The 18606-nt window shown below is 40.3% G+C and carries 18 protein-coding genes and 2 riboswitches; of the genes, 15 read left to right on the forward strand and 3 right to left on the reverse strand.

All coding sequences use genetic code 11. The features are described from left to right. Positions 1–341: 341 nt before the first annotated feature. Together dacB and JOD45_RS12775 are read left to right on the forward strand one after the other, a co-directional pair. On the forward strand, positions 342–3182 hold the full coding sequence (dacB, locus tag JOD45_RS12770; protein ID WP_205004287.1) for a D-alanyl-D-alanine carboxypeptidase/D-alanyl-D-alanine endopeptidase: 2841 nt from the start codon (positions 342–344) through the stop codon (positions 3180–3182). A 271-nt stretch (positions 3183–3453) separates the two neighbouring features. Continuing rightward, entirely contained in the window at positions 3454–3657 is a 204-nt protein-coding gene (locus JOD45_RS12775) for a DUF1657 domain-containing protein (RefSeq protein WP_205004288.1), read from the forward strand. 186 nt (positions 3658–3843) lie between these two features. On the opposite strand, the gene JOD45_RS12780 is transcribed toward JOD45_RS12775, so the two are convergent. Together JOD45_RS12780 and JOD45_RS12785 are read right to left on the reverse strand one after the other, a co-directional pair. Further along, on the reverse strand, positions 3844–4182 hold the full coding sequence (locus JOD45_RS12780; RefSeq protein ID WP_205004289.1) for a spore coat protein: 339 nt from the start codon (positions 4180–4182) through the stop codon (positions 3844–3846). Beyond that, on the reverse strand, positions 4182–4463 hold the full coding sequence (locus JOD45_RS12785; RefSeq protein WP_205004290.1) for a hypothetical protein: 282 nt from the start codon (positions 4461–4463) through the stop codon (positions 4182–4184). Before JOD45_RS12785 ends, JOD45_RS12780 begins: the two co-directional genes overlap by 1 nt. Positions 4464–4637: 174 nt before the next feature. On the opposite strand from JOD45_RS12785, the gene JOD45_RS12790 reads away from it, so the two are divergent. The 10 genes from JOD45_RS12790 (at position 4638) to JOD45_RS12835 (ending at position 14703) form a co-directional block, all read left to right on the forward strand. Beyond that, a complete protein-coding gene (locus tag JOD45_RS12790) occupies positions 4638–7022 on the forward strand; it encodes a 3-hydroxyacyl-CoA dehydrogenase/enoyl-CoA hydratase family protein (protein WP_205004291.1) in 2385 nt (794 codons plus the stop codon). Between the two features lie 88 nt (positions 7023–7110). After that, on the forward strand, positions 7111–8289 hold the full coding sequence (locus JOD45_RS12795) for an acetyl-CoA C-acetyltransferase (protein WP_205004292.1): 1179 nt from the start codon (positions 7111–7113) through the stop codon (positions 8287–8289). An 18-nt stretch (positions 8290–8307) separates the two neighbouring features. Then, the gene (locus JOD45_RS12800; RefSeq protein ID WP_205004293.1) at positions 8308–10089 is read left to right on the forward strand and encodes an acyl-CoA dehydrogenase family protein; all 1782 of its coding nucleotides are present in this window, start codon (positions 8308–8310) and stop codon (positions 10087–10089) included. A gap of 290 nt (positions 10090–10379) precedes the next feature. Continuing rightward, positions 10380–10658, forward strand: coding sequence for a hypothetical protein (locus JOD45_RS12805; protein ID WP_205004294.1), 279 nt, complete (start codon positions 10380–10382; stop codon positions 10656–10658). 120 nt (positions 10659–10778) lie between these two features. Continuing rightward, positions 10779–11138, forward strand: coding sequence for an arsenate reductase family protein (locus tag JOD45_RS12810; protein ID WP_205004295.1), 360 nt, complete (start codon positions 10779–10781; stop codon positions 11136–11138). Positions 11139–11214: 76 nt separating this feature from the next. After that, positions 11215–11598, forward strand: coding sequence for a glycine cleavage system protein GcvH (gene gcvH / locus JOD45_RS12815; protein WP_205004296.1), 384 nt, complete (start codon positions 11215–11217; stop codon positions 11596–11598). An 88-nt stretch (positions 11599–11686) separates the two neighbouring features. Next, positions 11687–12016, forward strand: coding sequence for a thioredoxin family protein (locus tag JOD45_RS12820; RefSeq protein ID WP_205004297.1), 330 nt, complete (start codon positions 11687–11689; stop codon positions 12014–12016). 339 nt (positions 12017–12355) lie between these two features. Beyond that, a complete protein-coding gene (sigI, locus tag JOD45_RS12825; protein WP_205004298.1) occupies positions 12356–13114 on the forward strand; it encodes an RNA polymerase sigma-I factor in 759 nt (252 codons plus the stop codon). A 17-nt stretch (positions 13115–13131) separates the two neighbouring features. Next, the gene (locus JOD45_RS12830; RefSeq protein ID WP_205004299.1) at positions 13132–14247 is read left to right on the forward strand and encodes an anti-sigma factor domain-containing protein; all 1116 of its coding nucleotides are present in this window, start codon (positions 13132–13134) and stop codon (positions 14245–14247) included. Between the two features lie 99 nt (positions 14248–14346). Next, on the forward strand, positions 14347–14703 hold the full coding sequence (locus JOD45_RS12835; RefSeq protein ID WP_205004300.1) for an SCP2 sterol-binding domain-containing protein: 357 nt from the start codon (positions 14347–14349) through the stop codon (positions 14701–14703). On the opposite strand, the gene JOD45_RS12840 is transcribed toward JOD45_RS12835, so the two are convergent. Beyond that, positions 14686–15108 (reverse strand): TlpA disulfide reductase family protein, encoded by a 423-nt coding sequence (locus tag JOD45_RS12840; RefSeq protein ID WP_205004301.1) that lies wholly within the window; start codon positions 15106–15108, stop codon positions 14686–14688. The two genes, JOD45_RS12835 and JOD45_RS12840, sit on opposite strands and share 18 nt — an antisense overlap. A gap of 250 nt (positions 15109–15358) precedes the next feature. Beyond that, positions 15359–15492, forward strand: a riboswitch (SAM riboswitch). Positions 15493–15561: 69 nt separating this feature from the next. Here JOD45_RS12840 and JOD45_RS12845 point away from each other — a divergent pair. From JOD45_RS12845 to JOD45_RS12855, 3 genes are all read left to right on the forward strand, one after another. Continuing rightward, entirely contained in the window at positions 15562–16572 is a 1011-nt protein-coding gene (locus JOD45_RS12845; RefSeq protein WP_205004302.1) for a homoserine dehydrogenase, read from the forward strand. A gap of 125 nt (positions 16573–16697) precedes the next feature. Further along, a riboswitch (SAM riboswitch) is annotated at positions 16698–16830 on the forward strand. Between the two features lie 89 nt (positions 16831–16919). Next, positions 16920–17960: a methionine ABC transporter ATP-binding protein gene (locus JOD45_RS12850; RefSeq protein WP_205004303.1), complete on the forward strand. Its 1041-nt coding sequence runs from the start codon at positions 16920–16922 to the stop codon at positions 17958–17960. Continuing rightward, positions 17938–18606 (forward strand): methionine ABC transporter permease, encoded by a 669-nt coding sequence (locus tag JOD45_RS12855; protein WP_205004304.1) that lies wholly within the window; start codon positions 17938–17940, stop codon positions 18604–18606. Before JOD45_RS12850 ends, JOD45_RS12855 begins: the two co-directional genes overlap by 23 nt.

Genomic DNA, 18606 nt, shown 5'->3' on the forward strand with positions numbered 1-18606 from the left:
TTTGTTTGTTAAGAATTAAAACATTCTGAATGCGGGAAGCTATCGATGTTGCAATATGCCGAAGGAAAGAGACGTTTTAATTTTGCATGTTATATCCTGTACGATTCATTTACCCCAAGAAAGCTTTTCGGCTATTTAGGGTCATTCTTTTCCGGTGCCATCATACGATTGGGATGACTGCGTTTTTTTTAGTGAGACGTCATGGTGTTCAAGGTGAAGGCGCATTATAGATGCAGTTGGGCAATCACTGTAAGGGATGCTGAGAAGACAAAATATAAAAAGGAGGTTTAGAAGTCATTTTTACATATTATAGGGTCTTATCTTTATTTCTTTCAGTCCTTTTGCTTATAGGATTTGCTTCTCCGGCAGGTGCCCGGGAAACCCAAGGTTCGGATAAAGTTTTGGCGGATACCCTCCGCCATTATGTTGAAGATTTGCATTCTGAAACTGATGCCAAAGGCATGAATGTCGGCTATGAAGTATATTCTTTGGATCGGCATAAGACGCTGGCCTCCTATCAAGAAGATAAGACTTTTGTGCCGGCATCTGTTTTGAAATTGCTGGTAACGGCAGCGGCGAGCGGTTCATGGTCTAAGGATAAAAGGTTCCCTACAAAAGTCTATATGAGCGGGAAGCTCTCTTCCTCAGGTGTTTTAAATGGGGATATTGAACTTAAAGGTTATGGAGACCCCGTTTTAACTGTAAAAAAGTTAGCAGCATTAGCCAAATCCCTAAAAGATAAGGGTGTGCGCCGCGTAAAGGGCCGGCTTGTTGTAGATGATAGTTATTTTGATAATAAGCGCTTAGGAGTTAATTGGATGTGGGATGATGAGCCGTACGATTATGCCGCGCCAATTGGGGCGCTGTCAGTGAATGAAAGCACAGTCAATGTTATGGTGGAGCCGTCCGAGCTCAGCCATAAACCAAGGATTTTAATTAAGCCTTTGCCTGAATATGTTAAAGTTATAAACCATGCCGAAACGGTATCGGGAAAGGATGAAGATTTAACCATAACCCGTAAAAGGTTAAAGAATGAAATCCTTATCAAAGGCTCAATTGGAAAAGACTACAAGGGTGATGAACACAATGGCCATCATTATTATGAAGAAGGAATGTCAATTCAAGATCCGGCGCATTATACAGGGAGCGTTTTTTATGATCAACTAAAACATTGCGGCATTTCATTTCAGCATACACCGCAAATTAAGCAAGGAAAAATCGATAAGCATGGAAAATTAATGGCCAAAGTTTATTCTCCGCCGCTTGATCAAATCTTAAAGAAACAAGATAAAGACAGCGATAATTTTATAGCCGAAATGTTAACAAAACAATTAGGCGCTGGATTTCGGCATGAAGGGAGCACAAAGGCCGGACTTAGCGTCATAAAAGATTATGTCCAAGGCACTCTAGGGGTTGACAGCGGGTTTGTCCAAAAGGACGGATCAGGCTTATCCCGTTTAAATGTCATTTCACCAGATCACTTTATTCAATTATTAAAGGGAATTGATAATAAGCCTTACCGTCAACGCTTTATATCCTATCTTCCAGTGGCAGGTGTTGACGGCACTTTGAAAAAGCGTCTGAAAGACACCCCTGCGGAAGGGAATATCAAAGCGAAGACAGGCAGCATGAACGGCGTTAATTCTCTGGTCGGTTTTGTAAAGAGCAAAAATGGGGAAAGGCTGGCCTTTTCTATCATGACAGGCGGTGTATATAAGAGCAAATATGCACAGGCGCTTCAAGATAAGATGGCGGTGGCTATGGCTAAGTATCCTGATTTGCCGGATCCGGGACAAATACCTGATCAAAGGAAATATCCGCTCTCAAAAAAATTAGATCCGATCTTAAATGACAAAAAGTATCGCAGGGTTATAAAAGGGGCGATGGTCTATTCAACGAAACGCGGCAAAATGCTATATGAAAACAACGCCCAAGGATTATTAACGCCCGGGTCGAACACAAAATTATTAACGGCATCTGCCGCTTTGACAAAACTCGGCCCGGATTACCGTTTTCGTACAAACATTTATACAGCCGGAAAGATTCATAACGGACTGTTAAATGGTGATCTGATTATAAAAGGTTACGGCGACCCAACGATATCTGTGAAAGGTTCCTTAAATCCACTGAATGGGCCGACCTTAGAACGTATGGCATCTGATATTAAAAAGTCGGGGATTCATCGCATCAAAGGAAATATTCTTGTTGATACAAGCGCTTTTACAGATGAGATATATGCACCCGGCTGGACATGGGATAATGAAAGCAAACCTTTTGAACCGCAAATTTCGGCATTATCCGTCAATCAAGGGACGGTGCGGTTTGACTATAGTCCAGGAAAAAAGCCAGGCATGCCGATTCGATTAAAGCAGATACCAGCAGCTGGCTATGTAAGCGTGATAAATAAAGCAGTAACCGGCAAGAAGAACTCGAAAAGCAATCTGAAAATTCAGCGCGGCCGCGGCAAAAATATTATTCGTATCACAGGAAGCCTGCCGGCAAATGATAACGGCGGTCATACAAGTGTCACTGTAGAAAAACCTTATCTTTATACCGGTTATCTATTGCGTGATCAGTTAAAAGAAAAAGGCGTGCGCTTACTGTCGGATACTCAAATAAAAGCCGGTAAAGTACATGATGGCATTAAACTTTTAAAAACTTATCATTCTCCGCCATTGTCACATATCATCAGCTATATGAACCATTATAATAATGATTTTTGTGCAGAAATGATATTAAAAACATTAGGACTTGAAAAAGACAAAAAAGGAACATTCGAAAACGGCATTGATGCGGTTCATGATCATTTAAAGAATCTCGGCATTTTATCTCCATTTGATATGATGGATGGTTCAGGATTGTCCGGATACAACCAAGTTTCCGCTGAACAATTGGTTTCTCTGCTTGCTGCCCAAACACATCAATCAACGTTTGAAAGCTTTTATCGTTCATTGCCTGAAGCGGGTGAAAAGGGTTTATTGCACAACTGGATGCGCGGCACGAGTGCCGAACATCGCTTGCGGGGGATTACGGGTTCAATGCCAATGCAGCGTGCTTTGTCAGGATATGTTAAGACGCCAGACGGCGATCTTTTAGCTTATTCTATTGAAACGGAAGGGTACAGCCGGGCATCACTGGACCGTCTTTTAGACAGATTTGGAATTGCTTTATCGGAACCATAAATTTTAATTAAATGTTTTTATTCATGCATGCCCGGGGCAAAAACCGGGCATGTTTCCGATTCCGGATACGTTTTTATTTTAGGCATAAAGCTTTTATATATGATGGTTTACAGCTGTATTTGCTTTCCAAAAAAAGTCATCTGGAGAGCCGCATAACAAGAAGCAAATGACATAATCTATAACAGTCGGAGTGGTTCACCGATTGATCCAAGAAAGCTTTCTTGAAACAGATGAACTATTTTTTTCGGAATAAAAAAAGGAGGGCATCTAAATGACTGTCATTAACCAAGTTAAACAAACTTTAGCAAGCTTAAAGAGTGCTCAAGCCAGCTTAGAAACATTTGCTTTAGGAACAGACAATCAACAAGCCAAGCAACTTTACCAAAATGCTGCTCAACAAACAAAAATGATTTGTGATCAGCTTGAACCGCGACTTCAAGAAATTCAACAAGAAGAACCGCAATATAACCAATAAATGCAGAAAACCGGCTTTATGCCGGTTTTATTATGGAACTGACGGGTACATATATATGACATATGGCAATAACCGCAGATATCAATGGCATTTAAAAAGGATGACCTCTGTTCAATTACAGAGATCATCTTCCAAATAGTCGCAGCCAAATAGCTTTTCAAAGGCCGCCAGGTTTCTTATAAAAATTTACTGAACGGTACCTTGATTTGGGAATTGCTCAGTTTCATATTGCGAGAATTGCTGGTAAGTTTGCTGAAGTGTTTGCCCTTGTTCGGCATCCATGGCGTACCAGCCTTTTTTAAACATTAAATTGAACATTTGGCGCTGGCACTCTTCAGTTTCGTTGAAAATTCTTGAAAGGTCTTGGTAAAGGCCTTGGTGGCTCATTTCATGAAGCGCCATACTGTATGATGCTGTTAAATATTTTTCGGTTGCCAAGCAATCGTTTAAAAAATCCCGGTCGTTCATTTGCGGAGTCTTAGGTGTTTGCGTGGAAGGGTTTTGGATTTTATTGCTTTGCTGCATTATTGCATCCCTCCAGTGCTTGGATTTGTGTTATTTTGAATATGCCGCTGAATATGGTTTAAAAGGGTGCGATAATGATTTTGATGCATTTGGCAGGCTTGATTGATGGCTTGCTTAACTTCAGTATCTTGGCACTGTTGGGCAAAGAAATTAAACTTTTTAACGACATTTAAATTCCAAGACAGCATATCCTGTAAGTAGAGATGATCTTTTGTTGTAATAACGGAAGGCGGCTGAGCCATAACGTTTTGATTTTGCTGCTGTTGTTGCTGTTGATTCATACTTGATACCTCCTCTTTCTTAATGTCACCAACTGTTTTAAAAAAATACACATTGTGAACTTTTAAAATAATATTGAGAATTTTTTATAAATGTTTTATATTTAATATAGGCGGATAATTCTAGTAATAAAATGAATGAGTATTCATTCAAAACATATAAAAGGAGGTACATAAATGTATAAAATTGAAAAAGCCGCTGTATTAGGATCTGGTACAATGGGAGCTGCCATCGCTGCTCACTTGGCCAATGTAGGTATACCGACTTTGCTGCTAGACATTGTTCCTAAAAAATTGACAGAGGAAGAAAAGAAAAAAGGACTTACCCTTAATGATAAAGCGGTTAAAAATCGCATCAGTACTCAGGGTGTTAAAAGACTTTTAAAGCAAAAGCCTTCACCATTAACTGTAAAAGATAATATTCAATTCATCACTCCTGGAAATATGGCAGATGATATGGAAAGATTATCAGAAGCAGATTGGATTATTGAGGTCGTTGTTGAAAATTTGGATATCAAAAAGCAAGTTTTCGAACAAGTTGACCGTTACCGCAAAAAAGGGGCAATCGTCAGTTCGAATACATCCGGGATCTCTATTCAAGCAATGGCTGAAGATTGTTCAGATGATTTTAAACGGCATTTCCTTGGCACGCATTTTTTCAATCCTCCACGCTACTTAAAACTTCTAGAGATTATTCCAACAAAAGATACAGATGAAAAAGTAACAGAATTTATGAAAACATTCGGTGAAGAAAGACTTGGCAAAGGTGTCGTTACAGCTAAAGACACACCTAACTTTATAGCGAACCGAATCGGAACATACGGGACCCAAATAACTATTAACACAATGCTTGAGAAAGGCTATAGCATAGGAGAAATTGATTCAGTTACCGGCCCGCTTATCGGCAGGGCTAAAAGCGCGACATTTCGAACTTTAGATGTCGTTGGACTTGATATTTTTGTTGATGTAGCAAAAAATGTCAGGCAGCATGTTGAGGAAGAAAACGAGAAACGGGCTTTTGAGATACCTGATTTTGTCAACAGCATGCTTGAGCGGGGATGGCTTGGCGCCAAAACAGGGCAAGGCTTCTATTTAAAACAGGGCAAGGAAATCTTTCAATTAAACCCAGAAACGATGGACTATGAGCCTCGCGAAAAATTAAAAGCACCATCTATAGAAAAGGCTAAACAGCTTAAGTCAACCAAAGAAAAAATTAAAGCGCTCGCATTTGCGGATGACCGGGCCGGAGAAATTCTTTGGTCGACGCTGAAACAAACGCTGCTGTACGCTGCTGAAAAAGCTTATGAAATCGCTGATAACATCCGTGACATAGACTTGGCCATGAAATGGGGATTCGGATGGAAATACGGTCCATTTGAAACATGGGATGCCATTGGACTTGAAGCGTCAATAGAACGCATTTGGAAAGAAGGCGATACGGTTCCTGATTGGGTGGAACTCATGCTTGCGAAAGGCTTTACTTCTTTCTATAAAGATGTCGACGGCGTTCCATCCTATTATCATGAAGGACAGTACGTTCCCATCCCTTGCTCGAAAAAGCATATTAACTTAAATCTACTAAAAAAAGAAGAACGTGTCATTAAGAAAAATTCAGGCGCCAGCTTAATAGATATAGGCGATGACGTTTGCTGTCTAGAATTCCATTCGCCGAACAACGCCATAGGGTTGGACATTTTAGAAATGATCCATAAATCGGTTGAAGAAGTGGAAAAAAATTATAAAGGTCTTGTTATTGGCAATCAGAGCAGCCATTTTTGTGTAGGGGCTAACATTGCCATTATGCTCATGGCGGCTCAGGATGACGATTTCTTTGAACTTGAAAATGTTGCGAAAAAATTTCAGCAAACGATGATGTTTATGAAATATGCCAGGAAACCGATTGTTTCGGCCCCGTTTAATATGACTTTGGGCGGCGGGACTGAAGTTTGCCTGCATACAAGCGCTCAGCAGGCATCAATGGAAACCTATATGGGGCTTGTTGAAGTCGGCGTTGGTCTTATCCCAGGCGGCGGCGGCAACAAGGAGTTGTATATCAGGCATCTTGAGCAATTGCCAAAAGACGTTCCTGTCGATTTAACGGCAGTTTCCAATCAAGTGTTTAAACTCATTTCAACAGCAGCTGTATCATCATCCGCAAATGAAGCTGTTGAAAACGGTTTTATCCGCCGATCGGATGGTATTAGTGTTAATAATGACCACCTATTGTATGATGCAAAACAAAAAGTCATTCGCCTTTATGAAAGCGGTTATCAGCCGCCGGCTAAAAAGAAAATTCCTGTTTCAGGCGAAGCGGGTTATGCAGCCATGCTAATGGGGGCAAAGTCAATGGCAATGTCGGGATATGCTTCAGAACACGATCTGAAAATTGCTGAAAAGCTGGCTAAAGTGCTTTCAGGCGGACTGCTGCCTCAAGGAACAGAAGTAGAAGAACAATACTTGCTTGACCTTGAGCGCGAGACGTTTTTGAGCCTTATAGGCGAAGCCAAAACTCAACAGCGTATGCAGCATATGCTTCTGAAAGGAAAACCGCTCAGAAACTAAAGAAAGTGTGCTAATAGCCTCAAAAGGCGGCAAATGACCTGAAATATAAAAAGTCCGCAACATGTATTCATAGAAAGGAGAGAAAAAAATGAATGAAGCAGTGATTGTCTCAGGTGCCAGAACACCGGTAGGCAAAGCGAATAAAGGCAGTTTTCGGCATATGCGTCCTGATGACCTCGGCGCTGTTGCCGTGAAAGAAACGTTAAGGCGTTCGGGTTATGAAGGGGAAATTGATGACTTAATCATCGGCTGCTCAATTCCGGAAGCTGAACAAGGATTAAATATGGCGAGGATGATCGGCGCGCTTTCCGGTATATCAGAACAAACCCCGGCGATAACTATTAACCGCTATTGTTCTTCAGGGCTTCAAAGTATCGCAAACGCAGCTGAAAGCATTATGGTGGGCAGGGCGAATGCTGTTATTGCCGGCGGAGCGGAGACGATGTCTCTTATCCCTATGGGCGGCCATTTAATCAAGCCAAACCGCAAATTAGTAGAAGACGCGCCGGAATATTATATGGGAATGGGGCAAACTGCGGAACAGGTGGCACAAAAATACGGTGTGTCAAGGGAAGAACAAGACGCATTTGCCATGAGAAGTCATGAACGGGCAGCGAGAGCACAAGACGAAGGCAAGTTTGATGAAGAAATCGTCCCTGTGGAAGTCGTTAATCGCTGGGTCGATGAAAACAACCAAGTGCAAGAAAAAACCATTGCCGTAAAGCAAGACGAAGGTGTGCGAAGGGATACAACGATGGAAGCCCTCTCAAAGCTAAGACCCGTTTTCGATCGCAAAGGTTCGGTTACAGCGGGAAATTCTTCGCAAACAAGCGACGGAGCGGCTGCTGTATTGGTCATGAACAGAGAAAAGGCTAAGAGCGAAGGGTTAAAGCCATTGGCGAAATTCCGCTCTTTTGCAGTTGCGGGTGTGCGTCCGGAAGTCATGGGAATCGGTCCGATTGAAGCTGTTCCTAAAGCGCTTAAAATGGCCGGTCTAACTTTAAGCGATATAGGGGTCATTGAACTTAATGAAGCTTTTGCCTCTCAAGCTGTTCAAGTGATCCGGTCGCTTAATTTAGATGAAGAAATTGTCAATATCAACGGCGGGGCCATTGCACTGGGACATCCGCTTGGCTGCACAGGCACTAAATTAACGCTTACATGCATTCATGAAATGCGGAGGCGGAATGCTCAATTTGGCTTAGTGACTATGTGTGTCGGCGGCGGCATGGGAGCCGCAGGCGTTTTTGAACTAATTAATGATTAATTTAAGGAGGAAAACAATATGTCAAAAACGAGTGAAGTCTTAAAGGGCGGTGCCTTTCTCATTGATGCTCTTTCCCCTGAACAATTATTTACACCTGAAGACTTTTCTGAAGAACATAAAATGATAGCGAAAACAACTGAAGATTATATAAAAAAGGAAGTTCTTCCTCACGTTGAAGAACTGGAAAACAAAGATTTGGAATTGACAAAAAAACTGCTGAAAAAAGCAGGGGACTTAGGTTTGCTTGGAGGTGATGTTCCTGAAGCATACGGCGGATTAGGCCTTGACAAAATTAGCACTTCATTAATTACGGAAAAATTCTCTTTAGCCAATTCTTTTTCATTGAGCTATGGCGCTCATGTCGGCATTGGCTCGCTGCCAATCGTTTTATTTGGAACGGAAGAACAGAAGCAGAAATACTTGCCGGATCTCGCTAATGGCAACAAGTTTGCAGCTTATGCGCTTACTGAACCGGGCTCAGGATCGGATGCCCGCGGCGCCAAAACAACAGCAAGGTTAAATGATGAAGGCACGCACTATATTTTAAATGGCGAAAAGCAATGGATCACAAACTCCGGTTTTGCCGATGTGTTTGTTGTTTATGCCAAAATTGACGGAAAAGACTTTTCGGCATTTATTGTAGAAAAAGATTATCCGGGAGTTTCAACAGGTGCCGAGGAACATAAAATGGGGATTAAAGCTTCGTCAACCCGGACATTAATATTAGAGGACGTACCAGTACCGAAGGAAAACCTTTTAGGTGAGCCCGGCAGAGGCCATATTATCGCCTTTAACATTTTAAACATCGGCCGTTATAAATTAGCGGTTGGATGCATTGGCGCATGCAAGCGCGCCTTGGAGTTAGCTGTTCGTTATGCCAATGAACGGGAACAGTTCAAACAACCGATTTCTAACTTTACGCTTATTCAGAATAAACTTGCGAATATGGCGGTTAAAACATATGCAACTGAAAGCTCGGTCTACCGTACTGTTGGACTGTTCCGTGACCGGCTGGATCAATTGTCCGATGAAGAAGCGAATGACGGTAAGAAGATGGCTGAATCCATTGCTGAATATGCACTAGAATGCTCGCTAAATAAAGTGTTTGCATCAGAAGCGCTGGACTATGCCGTTGATGAAGCTGTACAGATTCATGGCGGTTACGGTTATATGCAGGAATATGAAGTTGAAAGAATGTACCGTGACTCCCGCATCAATCGAATCTTTGAAGGCACAAACGAAATCAATAGATTGATTGTTCCGTCAACATTGCTTAAAAAAGCAATGAAAGGCGAATTGCCGCTTTTTGAAAAAGCTCAAACCCTGCAAGAGGAATTAATGATGTTAATGCCTGAAGAACCAGGGGATGAACCGCTTGAAAAAGAAAAATATTTGTTAAACCATGCGAAGAAGATTTTCCTAATGGTTGCAGGATTAGGCGCGCAAAAGTTCGGCAAAAAACTGGAAGGCGAGCAAGAGATATTGGCAAATGTAGCTGACATTGTAAGCAACATTTATGCCATGGAATCTGTTATTGTTCGCACTGAAAAATCTATACGCAATACTGGCGTCGATCAGTCCAAACAAAAGCTGCTGATGACAGAAGTTTTTTGCCAAGAAGCCTTTGATGACATCGAGAAATTGGCGAAAGAATCTTTATTAATGGTGGAAGAAGGGGATAAGCTCCGCATGATGTTATCTGTTTTGAGAAAGTTAACCCGTTATACGCCAAGCAATTTGGTTGAAAAGAAGCGTTCAATTGCCAAAACCTTAATTAAGGAAGAACAGTTTACCGTATAATTTTTCCGAAAACCTTCTATAAACGTATTCCTTATGGGGCTCTCCAATTTTTTTGGAGAGCTTTTTTTCATACTAAGAGACAGACTTTTTTGATATAATATAAAGAAAACTTGCCGAGGCGCATGAAAGCCAGCCATGCAGGCGGTCTGGAAGGCAAATGCCGATAAGTTAAGCAGCCTTATTTTTAAAGTGAGCTTATCCAGCATTTTCGAGTCAGCCTCGCACCGAAAGAGTCTTATACTTTTGATGATTGTCGAAAGTATATTAAAATGCAAGAAGGAGGCCATTATATGGAAAAAATTATTAATGAAATTCAGATGGAGGATTATACCGTTTCATTAATTGAGCGTGCCGGTCGCCAATATGTTAAGCTTTCGTCTGGCGTACATGGCAGCGTTTTGGAAATTGAGCGTACGAAAGATGGCGTGAATTTTCGGGAATTGGAAATTGGCGGCGCTGATTTAACATATGAACTTTTAGCTTTAATGCTTATTCTTATCGAGGCAGATCAAGATCTTGTCAAAGAAATTGAGAGGATAAATAAAATAAGGGAATCATATAGATCTTAAATTCTAGTCTAGTATGGGGATGCTTGTTAGAAAGGAACGAGCATGGCATCTTGAACGGCTTCGATATTGTCCGGACTTTTTAAGCATCCTTTATGACGAAAGCATTGGAGGTTTTTGAAAATGTTAACGGTTTATAGTTATCCTACTTGCGGAACTTGCCGTAAAGCGAAAAAATGGCTTGATGAACATAACCTGAAGTATAAAGAAATACATATTGTTGAAGCGCCGCCAACAAAAGCTGAACTTGCTGAATTTCATAAAAAAAGCGGCCTTCCGTTGCGCAAATTTTTCAACACCAGCGGGCAAAGATATAGACAGCTCGGCTTAAAAGATAAAATTAAAACTGCAAATGAAGATGAGCTGCTCAATTGGCTGGCCTCAGACGGAAAGCTTATAAAAAGGCCGATTATAACCGATAATGAATATGTAACGGTTGGATTCAACGAAGAAATGTTTCATGATGTTTGGGGAAACAAATAAGGCTTGCTGATAACTTTATTTTTTAATAAGATTAAATATGTAGATTATAATTGTTATTACTTTGGAGGGATTATCAATGAATATACCTAAGGAATTGAAATATTCAGAGGAACATGAATGGGTCAAAGTTGAAGACGGCAAAGTGCGCATTGGCATTACCGATTTTGCTCAAGATGAACTTGGAGACATTGTGTTTGTTGAACTCCCTGAGGCCGGCGACGAAGTTGAAGCAGATGAGCCGTTTGGCAGTGTAGAATCTGTTAAGACTGTATCTGAGTTATATGCGCCGATCAGCGGCAAAGTTTTGGAAGTTAACGAAGATTTAGACGATTCTCCTGAGTTTGTCAATGAATCTCCATATGAAAAAGCATGGATGATTGTCGTTGAGCCAAGCGACGAATCAGAAATTGAAAAATTGATGGATGCAGATGCTTACGAGAAAATGATTAGTGAGGAATAAGGTTCTTTAGGACAAGCATCAAATTGAATGAGTTTATAATGCCTGTTAGATAATCTAGCAGGCTCTATTAGTTCCAAGCAGTTTAGGAATGGAATATAAAAGCGGCTTTGGTGATGAGATGAAAGAAATATCTGAATCCGATTTTTTTGCAAAAAACGAACAAGACGCCGGACTATTTTTTGTCAGCCCGTTTTGCGGTACATGCCAGCTGGCTGAACAAATGTTAAACATTGCGATCGAAGCAGCAGAACCCGATTTTCCGGTATATAAATGCCGAGTATCCGAATGGCCCGAAACAGTTGCTAAGTTAAAAGTAAAAAGTGTGCCGTGTTTGGCCATTATTAAAAACAATTCAAAAAAGTTGCAAGTTTATGCATTTGAATCAGTAACCAAGCTTTATCATCATTTGAAATGGTGATGTTTGGAAGGCGACACAACACCTCTCATTTTTATAGAAAATATTGGGTTGAAGATTACAATTGTTAAGTGAAAGTTCTTCTATTGTTAATAAAATGTATATTCATAAGCGGTTAAAGAATGGTATAAAAGATAACGGGGCCTTTTTAGGGCTGTCCGTTTTCTTTGACAGTGCGGACAAACTTTTAAAGATTTTTACACATTTTCTATGAAACTAACTTTTTTTATCTATACTAAAATTGGTTAAGTTATATTTATTTTTTTCAATTAAAAGATACGTTGGACGTTAATGATAAATGACCGCTAAAAAAGATGACTTTCAAAAGTGAGAGGTGAGATCGTGAAAGCCCAAAAATTACAACCCGCAGCATCAAAATCAAATGATGCATTTACCCTTGAGGATAGAATTTATGAAATTCAACAAGGCAACGAGAAACTTAGAAACGTTATTATAGATTCTTATCAACCCTTTATAAAAAAAGTTGTTTCAAAAGTGTGCAATAGATTCATCGATCATACAATGGATGAATACAGTATAGGATTAATCGGCTTTAATGAAGCTATGGATCAATACCAAAGCGGACAAGGCAGCAAGTTTTTGACCTTTGCCGATATGGTTATAAGAAGGAGAATCATTGACTACATTAGGAAGGAAGCAAGGCAGACCAAAACGATTTACTTAAACCAAACAGAAGTAGACGAAGAAGGGCAGCAGGAAGAAAGCTATATTCAGCAGCGGGCTGCAATAGATTATTATGAAGAACAATGTAAAGTCGAGGAAAGGCTCGAGCAGATCGAAGTTTATAAACAATTACTATTAGAATATGGGATCACTTTTAATGTATTAAGCAAAAATTGCCCAAAACATGTAGATGCTCGAGAGAACGCCAAACGTGTAGCCAAAACGCTTGCTGAAAATCCTGAAATGGCCCAGCATCTTAAAGTGAAAAAGCAATTGCCGATTAAAGATCTTCTTCAATTTGTGTCATGCAGTCGTAAAACGATTGAAAGGAACCGAAAGTATATAATAGCAGTTGCGCTTATATACATCGGAGGGTTCAGTGCGCTGCAGTCTTATATAGAGCCGGAAACCCCGTAGCAGGAAGGAGGGAGTAGGTGAGTCGAGGGATACTAATGTCAAAAGAAGGGCGTCGCGGTGTTTTGTTAACAAACGATGGCGCCTTTGAAACTATTAAATTAAAAAGGACAGCTGATGTGGATGTTGGAGAAGCTATCCTTGAAAATGATCTTTCCCGTCCGCTTCCTTTTTATATGAAAATTTGGCTTCCTACTCTGGCAGCTTGCTTTTCTATTATATGTATCTTACTTTTTATCAACGGCATGATAAAAAATAAAGCTGTGGCTGCTTACGTAAGTTTGGATATTAACCCAAGCATTGAAGTCAGCGTTAATAGAAAGTTGCATGTACTTTCTGTTAAACCATTAAATGATGATGCAAGAGCTGTTTTGCATGACCCTAAACAGTATTTTAAAATGCCTCTCGAAACGTTTGTGTTAAAAATGGCCAGCAAGCTTGCGCATAAGGGATATTTTAAAGACCGACCGGAGGTTTTAATCACAACAGCGCTTACAAATCATATTAGCAAAAATAATCGTGAAGATTTCGCCAAACAAATAGATCAAGCCGTTGACAGGTTGTCTAATCAGGAAACTTTTCAAAAAAACTTGGGTCATTGTGAAGTGCGGCCGACAACGCTTAAAATGCACAATAAGGCTAAAAAGCGAGGATTATCAACCGGGAAATACCTTGTTTACTTAGATGCTTCTAAATATAAAAAGGACTTGACCATTGATCAAGCCAAAAAATTATCGGTCAAAGATATGGAGGCCTACACTCAGCCGAATACAGATTCAAGCAGCAATTATATTAATCATTCTATTCAAACAAGATCTGTGACTGATAAAGAAAGCCGGTCTGAGAATGGCAAAACTTCACCATCTGAAGTTCATATCACTAATCAAAATGATCAATCTGAAGGAACCCGCACATCTGCATATAAGCAAATAAAGCCGGCTGAAGAACAGAAGAATAGATCGAACAACAGCGATAGACATGGTGAAGAGAGGGCTCATTCTTCCGCAAAAACAAAACAGCAGCAAACGAAAAGAACTGAGGATTTACAGACTATCAGTCATGCCGATTCCCCCTCAGACAGGGAGAAAGTCCAGAATAACAAGGCGGATAGGCCATCGGCAGAAAATCAAGATTAAATCGATATCATGAAGCCGCTCGGCTCGCCAGCCTAATAAAAACAGCGGAAAAAGATTGCATTATCGCGAATCGCGGACTTTATGAAGAGGTGAAAGATGATGTTAAAAGAAACATCTGAAAGCTTCGTTCAAGTTTTGTTACAAAAACCTGTACTGCAGCCATTATATAAAAATAGACATTTTACTTTGCAGTTAAATGATACAAAAGACACTGTCTGGATATCATTTAAAGACGGCGATTGTTCTTTGTTAAATGAACGGCCTAATCAAATTGATGTATATATTTCCGGGGAGGAAGAACAAATCAAGGCTCTTATCAATGGGAAGGAAAGATTAATGACCCTAGAAAAGGAAGGGCGCTTAAGAGTAGATGGCCCCGGGCGCCACTTGCTTGCATTAGAATCCCTGTTTTTATTGACAAAGGGTGATTCCAGGCCGCTATACGACCAAACTTAAAGCTTTTATAATATCGTAAAAGGACGATTTGTCATCGAAGGAATGCGTGATCTGTTGATGGCGGTCAATAATAACCGTTGTTGGCACACTATGACAATGATAGGCATCGTAGGTTTTTGTTCCTTCATCTAAAAGCACCGGGAAAGGAAGTTTATATTCACGGGCAAAACGCTGACCGTCTGTTTCATTTCCTTCACGTCCCGTTACATTAATAGTTAGGAAAACGAGTTCATCTTTATTTAGTGATTGATAAAACTCGACTTTTTTAGGCAAATCTTTCTGACAATCAGAGCACCAAGATACCCAAAAAGTAATCATAACGGGTTTGCCTTTATAATGAGACAGATTAACCGTTTCTTGTGTTTGCAAATTGATGAGTTCAAAGTCTGGCGCTTTCAATTTCATACCCCTTTCGCAGGCAATTTTTCTAAAAATCTTCTATAGGAAAGTATAACTTTACCGATTACATATGTCTAATTAGAAAATATTTATGTATGCGTTTTCATTCCCGTTTTGCCGCTGCAAGAACTTATGCAATGGTGAATTGGTTTAAACGCTTATGGAGCGGCAATTTTATGTTGACACTCATGTATTTGAGTGATACTATAACTATAATGTTTTATTGACTGACAATTATAAATTTGAATAAAGTTTTCTCTTATCCAGAGAGGCGGAGGGAAAGGCCCGATGAAGCCCGGCAACCTCCCTGCACTCAAGACAGCTGACGTTTTTGAGTGCAGGGAAAGGTGCTAATTCCTGCAGGAGCACTGTGCTCCTGAAAGATAAGAGCGGTGATAACCCCTCTTATCGGAGGGTTTTTTTTATACCCAAAAACCAAATAGACTTAGGAGTGGTAAGATGACAGTTAATGTTGCTTTACTCGGATTAGGAACGGTTGGTCAAGGGGTTTACGAAACAGTGGTTAGTCATCAAGAAGAATTACGGCAAGCGGCTGGCGAGTCTGTCAGGATACCTGTCATTTTAATTAAGGATTCTTGTAAAAACAGAAGCATAAGTGGAGACGTTGAAATAACAACTGATTTTAATGATATATTCAAATATCCAATTGATGCCGTTATTGAAGCGGTCGGCGGCTGCGAGCCTGTCTATGGCTATTTAAGAAAATGCCTGGAAAGAAAGATACCTGTCATTACAGCAAACAAAGAACTCTTGGCTAAAAAGGGCAGTGAATTAATGAACACTGCAGATCGTCATCAAACGGAACTCATTTTTGAAGCTTCTGTTGCAGGGAGTATTCCGATACTGTACATAATTAAAAATTATCTTAAAGTAAACCGTATTCAAAAGCTTGAAGCGATATTGAATGGGACGTCTAATTTTATTTTAACGGCGATGAGAAATAATAAGCAATCATTTGAACAATCTCTAGCTGAAGCCCAGCGTCTAGGTTATGCGGAAGCTGATCCTTCCAATGATATTTTAGGATGGGATACATTTTATAAAACAATGATTCTTAGCGAGCTGATTTATCATAGACAGCCGGATTGGAACGATGTTGTCCGAAAAGGGATCGATCAAGTCACTTTAGAAGATATCAATGCTGCTATTGAATCCCAAGAAAAAATCAAATTAATGGCTACTCTGTCACGGTCGTCTAATGGAAGTATTAAAGCCAGTATTGAGCCAGTAAGGATCAAAAAGGATCACCCGCTTTATGCGGTTGAAGGGGTGAATAATGCTGTCAGAATTAAAACCGATCTTGCGGATGATTTAGTTTTAAGCGGGCCGGGAGCCGGGGCTTTTCCGACAGCAAGCGCCATCATGGAAGATTTTGTTTCACTTTTTAAGAATAATAAACCATTGAAGGACATAAGCAAGAAGCGCCGCGCTGTTCCATTATTTAAATGATATACCGTCTATGTCAATGATTTGGGTGTTGTCCCGGGCAAAAGGTGATTATTTTCTCATTGACAGAATAAAGACCTAGTGATAATATACTAAATATATAGAATAGAATTAAAAGAATGAAATATCTCTTATCAAGAGAGGTGGAGGGACTGGCCCGATGAAACCCGGCAACCCACCCGGCACTCAGCTGCAATCATGCAGCATGCTAAGTGCGGGTAAGGTGCCAATTCCTGCAAGCTGAGGCTTGACAGATAAGAGGGAGAAGAGTTTGGATACTTAATCTCTCTATCTGTTCAGGTAGGGAGATTTTTAATTTTAACGGATTTTATACGGTTAGGGGTGACAGCATGATCCAACTGAAGAGCATTAAGAAATCTTACCCTTCAAAAAACGGTGCAGTGGAAGCATTGAGCGGTATTGATTTAAGCATCAGACAAGGTGAGATTTTTGGCATTATTGGCTACAGCGGTGCTGGCAAGAGCACTTTAATCCGATTGATCAATAGGCTGGAACAACCGACGAGCGGCCGTTTAATCGTTGACGGCAAAGAAATCTCCAGCTTATCAAAAAAAGAATTGCGTGAGGCAAGAAAAGACATCGGTATGATATTCCAGCATTTTAATCTGTTATGGTCAAGAACTGTAAAAGGGAATATTTCTTTTCCTCTTGAAGTGGCCGGTGTGAAAAAAGCTGAAAGAAAAAAGAGGGTCCAAGAGTTAATTAAACTCGTTGGATTAGAAGGACGTGAAAATGCTTATCCGTCACAATTAAGCGGCGGTCAGAAACAACGTGTCGGCATCGCAAGAGCTTTGGCCAATAATCCTAAAGTATTGCTTTGCGATGAAGCGACTTCTGCACTCGATCCAAAAACAACAAATTCGATTTTAGACTTGCTTCTCAATATTAATAAAAAATTAGGCTTAACGATCGTTATGATTACGCATGAAATGCATGTTGTGAAGAAGATTTGCCATAAAGTAGCGGTGCTTGATACAGGGAAAATTGTGGAAGAAGGCAATGTCTTAGACGTTTTTCAAAATCCAAAAATGGCTATTACGAAGGAATTTGTGAAGCAAATCACTCATCAGGAAGAAGCGGATGAAGCGGTTGACCTTATGAAACAAACGCATCCATCAGGCACCATTATTAAATTATTGTTTAAAGGAGATTCAGCCAAACGTCCGATCATTAATGAGTTATTTCAAAGGCAGCGTGTTGAAATTAATATTTTGGAAGGCAATATTTCACAAACACAAAATGGGGCGTTTGGAACATTAACGCTTCTTATAGATGGCAATATCCGCGAGATAAAAAGCGCTATAGATTATATAGAACAACAAGGCGTTGGAGTTGAGGTGATACAAGATGCTGCACAGCTTATTTCCTAACGCTGATTGGAGCGAGCTTTGGCAAGCCGTATTACAAACGCTTTATATGACGGTTATTTCGATTGCGGCAACCGTCATATTAGGAATTATTTTGGGATTGCTATTATTTGTAACAGCCAAAGGAAATATGTTTGAAAATAAAATCGTCTACAAGTGTGTTTCAGCTGTTGTCAATATTTTTCGTTCCATTCCGTTTATTATCCTTATTATATTACTGATTCCGCTGACAACGATCTTGGTCGGCACAATGCTCGGTTCAACAGCTGCCCTTCCTGCACTTATAGTCGGATCGGCTCCGTTTTACGCTCGTTTGGTAGAGATTGGACTGCGGGAAATTGATAAAGGAGTCATTGAAGCCGCCCAAGCAATGGGAGCAAGCAAATGGCAAATTATTTGGAAAGTACTCTTGCCTGAATCATTGCCGGCGCTTTCTTCCGGAATAACGGTGACAGCTATTGCTCTTGTAGGCTTTACAGCGATGGCGGGCGTTATTGGCGCAGGCGGTTTAGGAACGCTTGCTTATAACGAAGGTTACGAACGCGGAAATAGCGATGTCACGATACTGTCGACAATTTGCATACTTATCATTGTTTTTATTTTGCAATTTATAGGAGATTTTATAACGAAAAAATTAGATAAAAGATAG

This window comes from Scopulibacillus daqui (assembly GCF_016908855.1).
Taxonomy (GTDB): Bacteria; Bacillota; Bacilli; order Bacillales; family Sporolactobacillaceae; genus Scopulibacillus_A; species Scopulibacillus_A daqui.

What these genes read in the sequence shown, in the direction of transcription:
- JOD45_RS12775 (WP_205004288.1), top strand. Translation starts at nt 3,454, where the DNA reads ATGACTGTCATTAACCAAGTTAAACAAACTTTAGCAAGCTTAAAGAGT.
- JOD45_RS12780 (WP_205004289.1), bottom strand. Translation starts at nt 4,182, where the DNA reads ATGCAGCAAAGCAATAAAATCCAAAACCCTTCCACGCAAACACCTAAG.
- JOD45_RS12785 (WP_205004290.1), bottom strand. Translation starts at nt 4,463, where the DNA reads ATGAATCAACAGCAACAACAGCAGCAAAATCAAAACGTTATGGCTCAG.
- JOD45_RS12790 (WP_205004291.1), top strand. Translation starts at nt 4,638, where the DNA reads ATGTATAAAATTGAAAAAGCCGCTGTATTAGGATCTGGTACAATGGGA.
- JOD45_RS12795 (WP_205004292.1), top strand. Translation starts at nt 7,111, where the DNA reads ATGAATGAAGCAGTGATTGTCTCAGGTGCCAGAACACCGGTAGGCAAA.
- JOD45_RS12800 (WP_205004293.1), top strand. Translation starts at nt 8,308, where the DNA reads ATGTCAAAAACGAGTGAAGTCTTAAAGGGCGGTGCCTTTCTCATTGAT.
- JOD45_RS12805 (WP_205004294.1), top strand. Translation starts at nt 10,380, where the DNA reads ATGGAAAAAATTATTAATGAAATTCAGATGGAGGATTATACCGTTTCA.
- JOD45_RS12810 (WP_205004295.1), top strand. Translation starts at nt 10,779, where the DNA reads ATGTTAACGGTTTATAGTTATCCTACTTGCGGAACTTGCCGTAAAGCG.
- gcvH (WP_205004296.1), top strand. Translation starts at nt 11,215, where the DNA reads ATGAATATACCTAAGGAATTGAAATATTCAGAGGAACATGAATGGGTC.
- JOD45_RS12820 (WP_205004297.1), top strand. Translation starts at nt 11,687, where the DNA reads ATGGAATATAAAAGCGGCTTTGGTGATGAGATGAAAGAAATATCTGAA.
- JOD45_RS12835 (WP_205004300.1), top strand. Translation starts at nt 14,347, where the DNA reads ATGTTAAAAGAAACATCTGAAAGCTTCGTTCAAGTTTTGTTACAAAAA.
- JOD45_RS12840 (WP_205004301.1), bottom strand. Translation starts at nt 15,108, where the DNA reads ATGAAATTGAAAGCGCCAGACTTTGAACTCATCAATTTGCAAACACAA.
- JOD45_RS12845 (WP_205004302.1), top strand. Translation starts at nt 15,562, where the DNA reads ATGACAGTTAATGTTGCTTTACTCGGATTAGGAACGGTTGGTCAAGGG.
- JOD45_RS12850 (WP_205004303.1), top strand. Translation starts at nt 16,920, where the DNA reads ATGATCCAACTGAAGAGCATTAAGAAATCTTACCCTTCAAAAAACGGT.
- JOD45_RS12855 (WP_205004304.1), top strand. Translation starts at nt 17,938, where the DNA reads ATGCTGCACAGCTTATTTCCTAACGCTGATTGGAGCGAGCTTTGGCAA.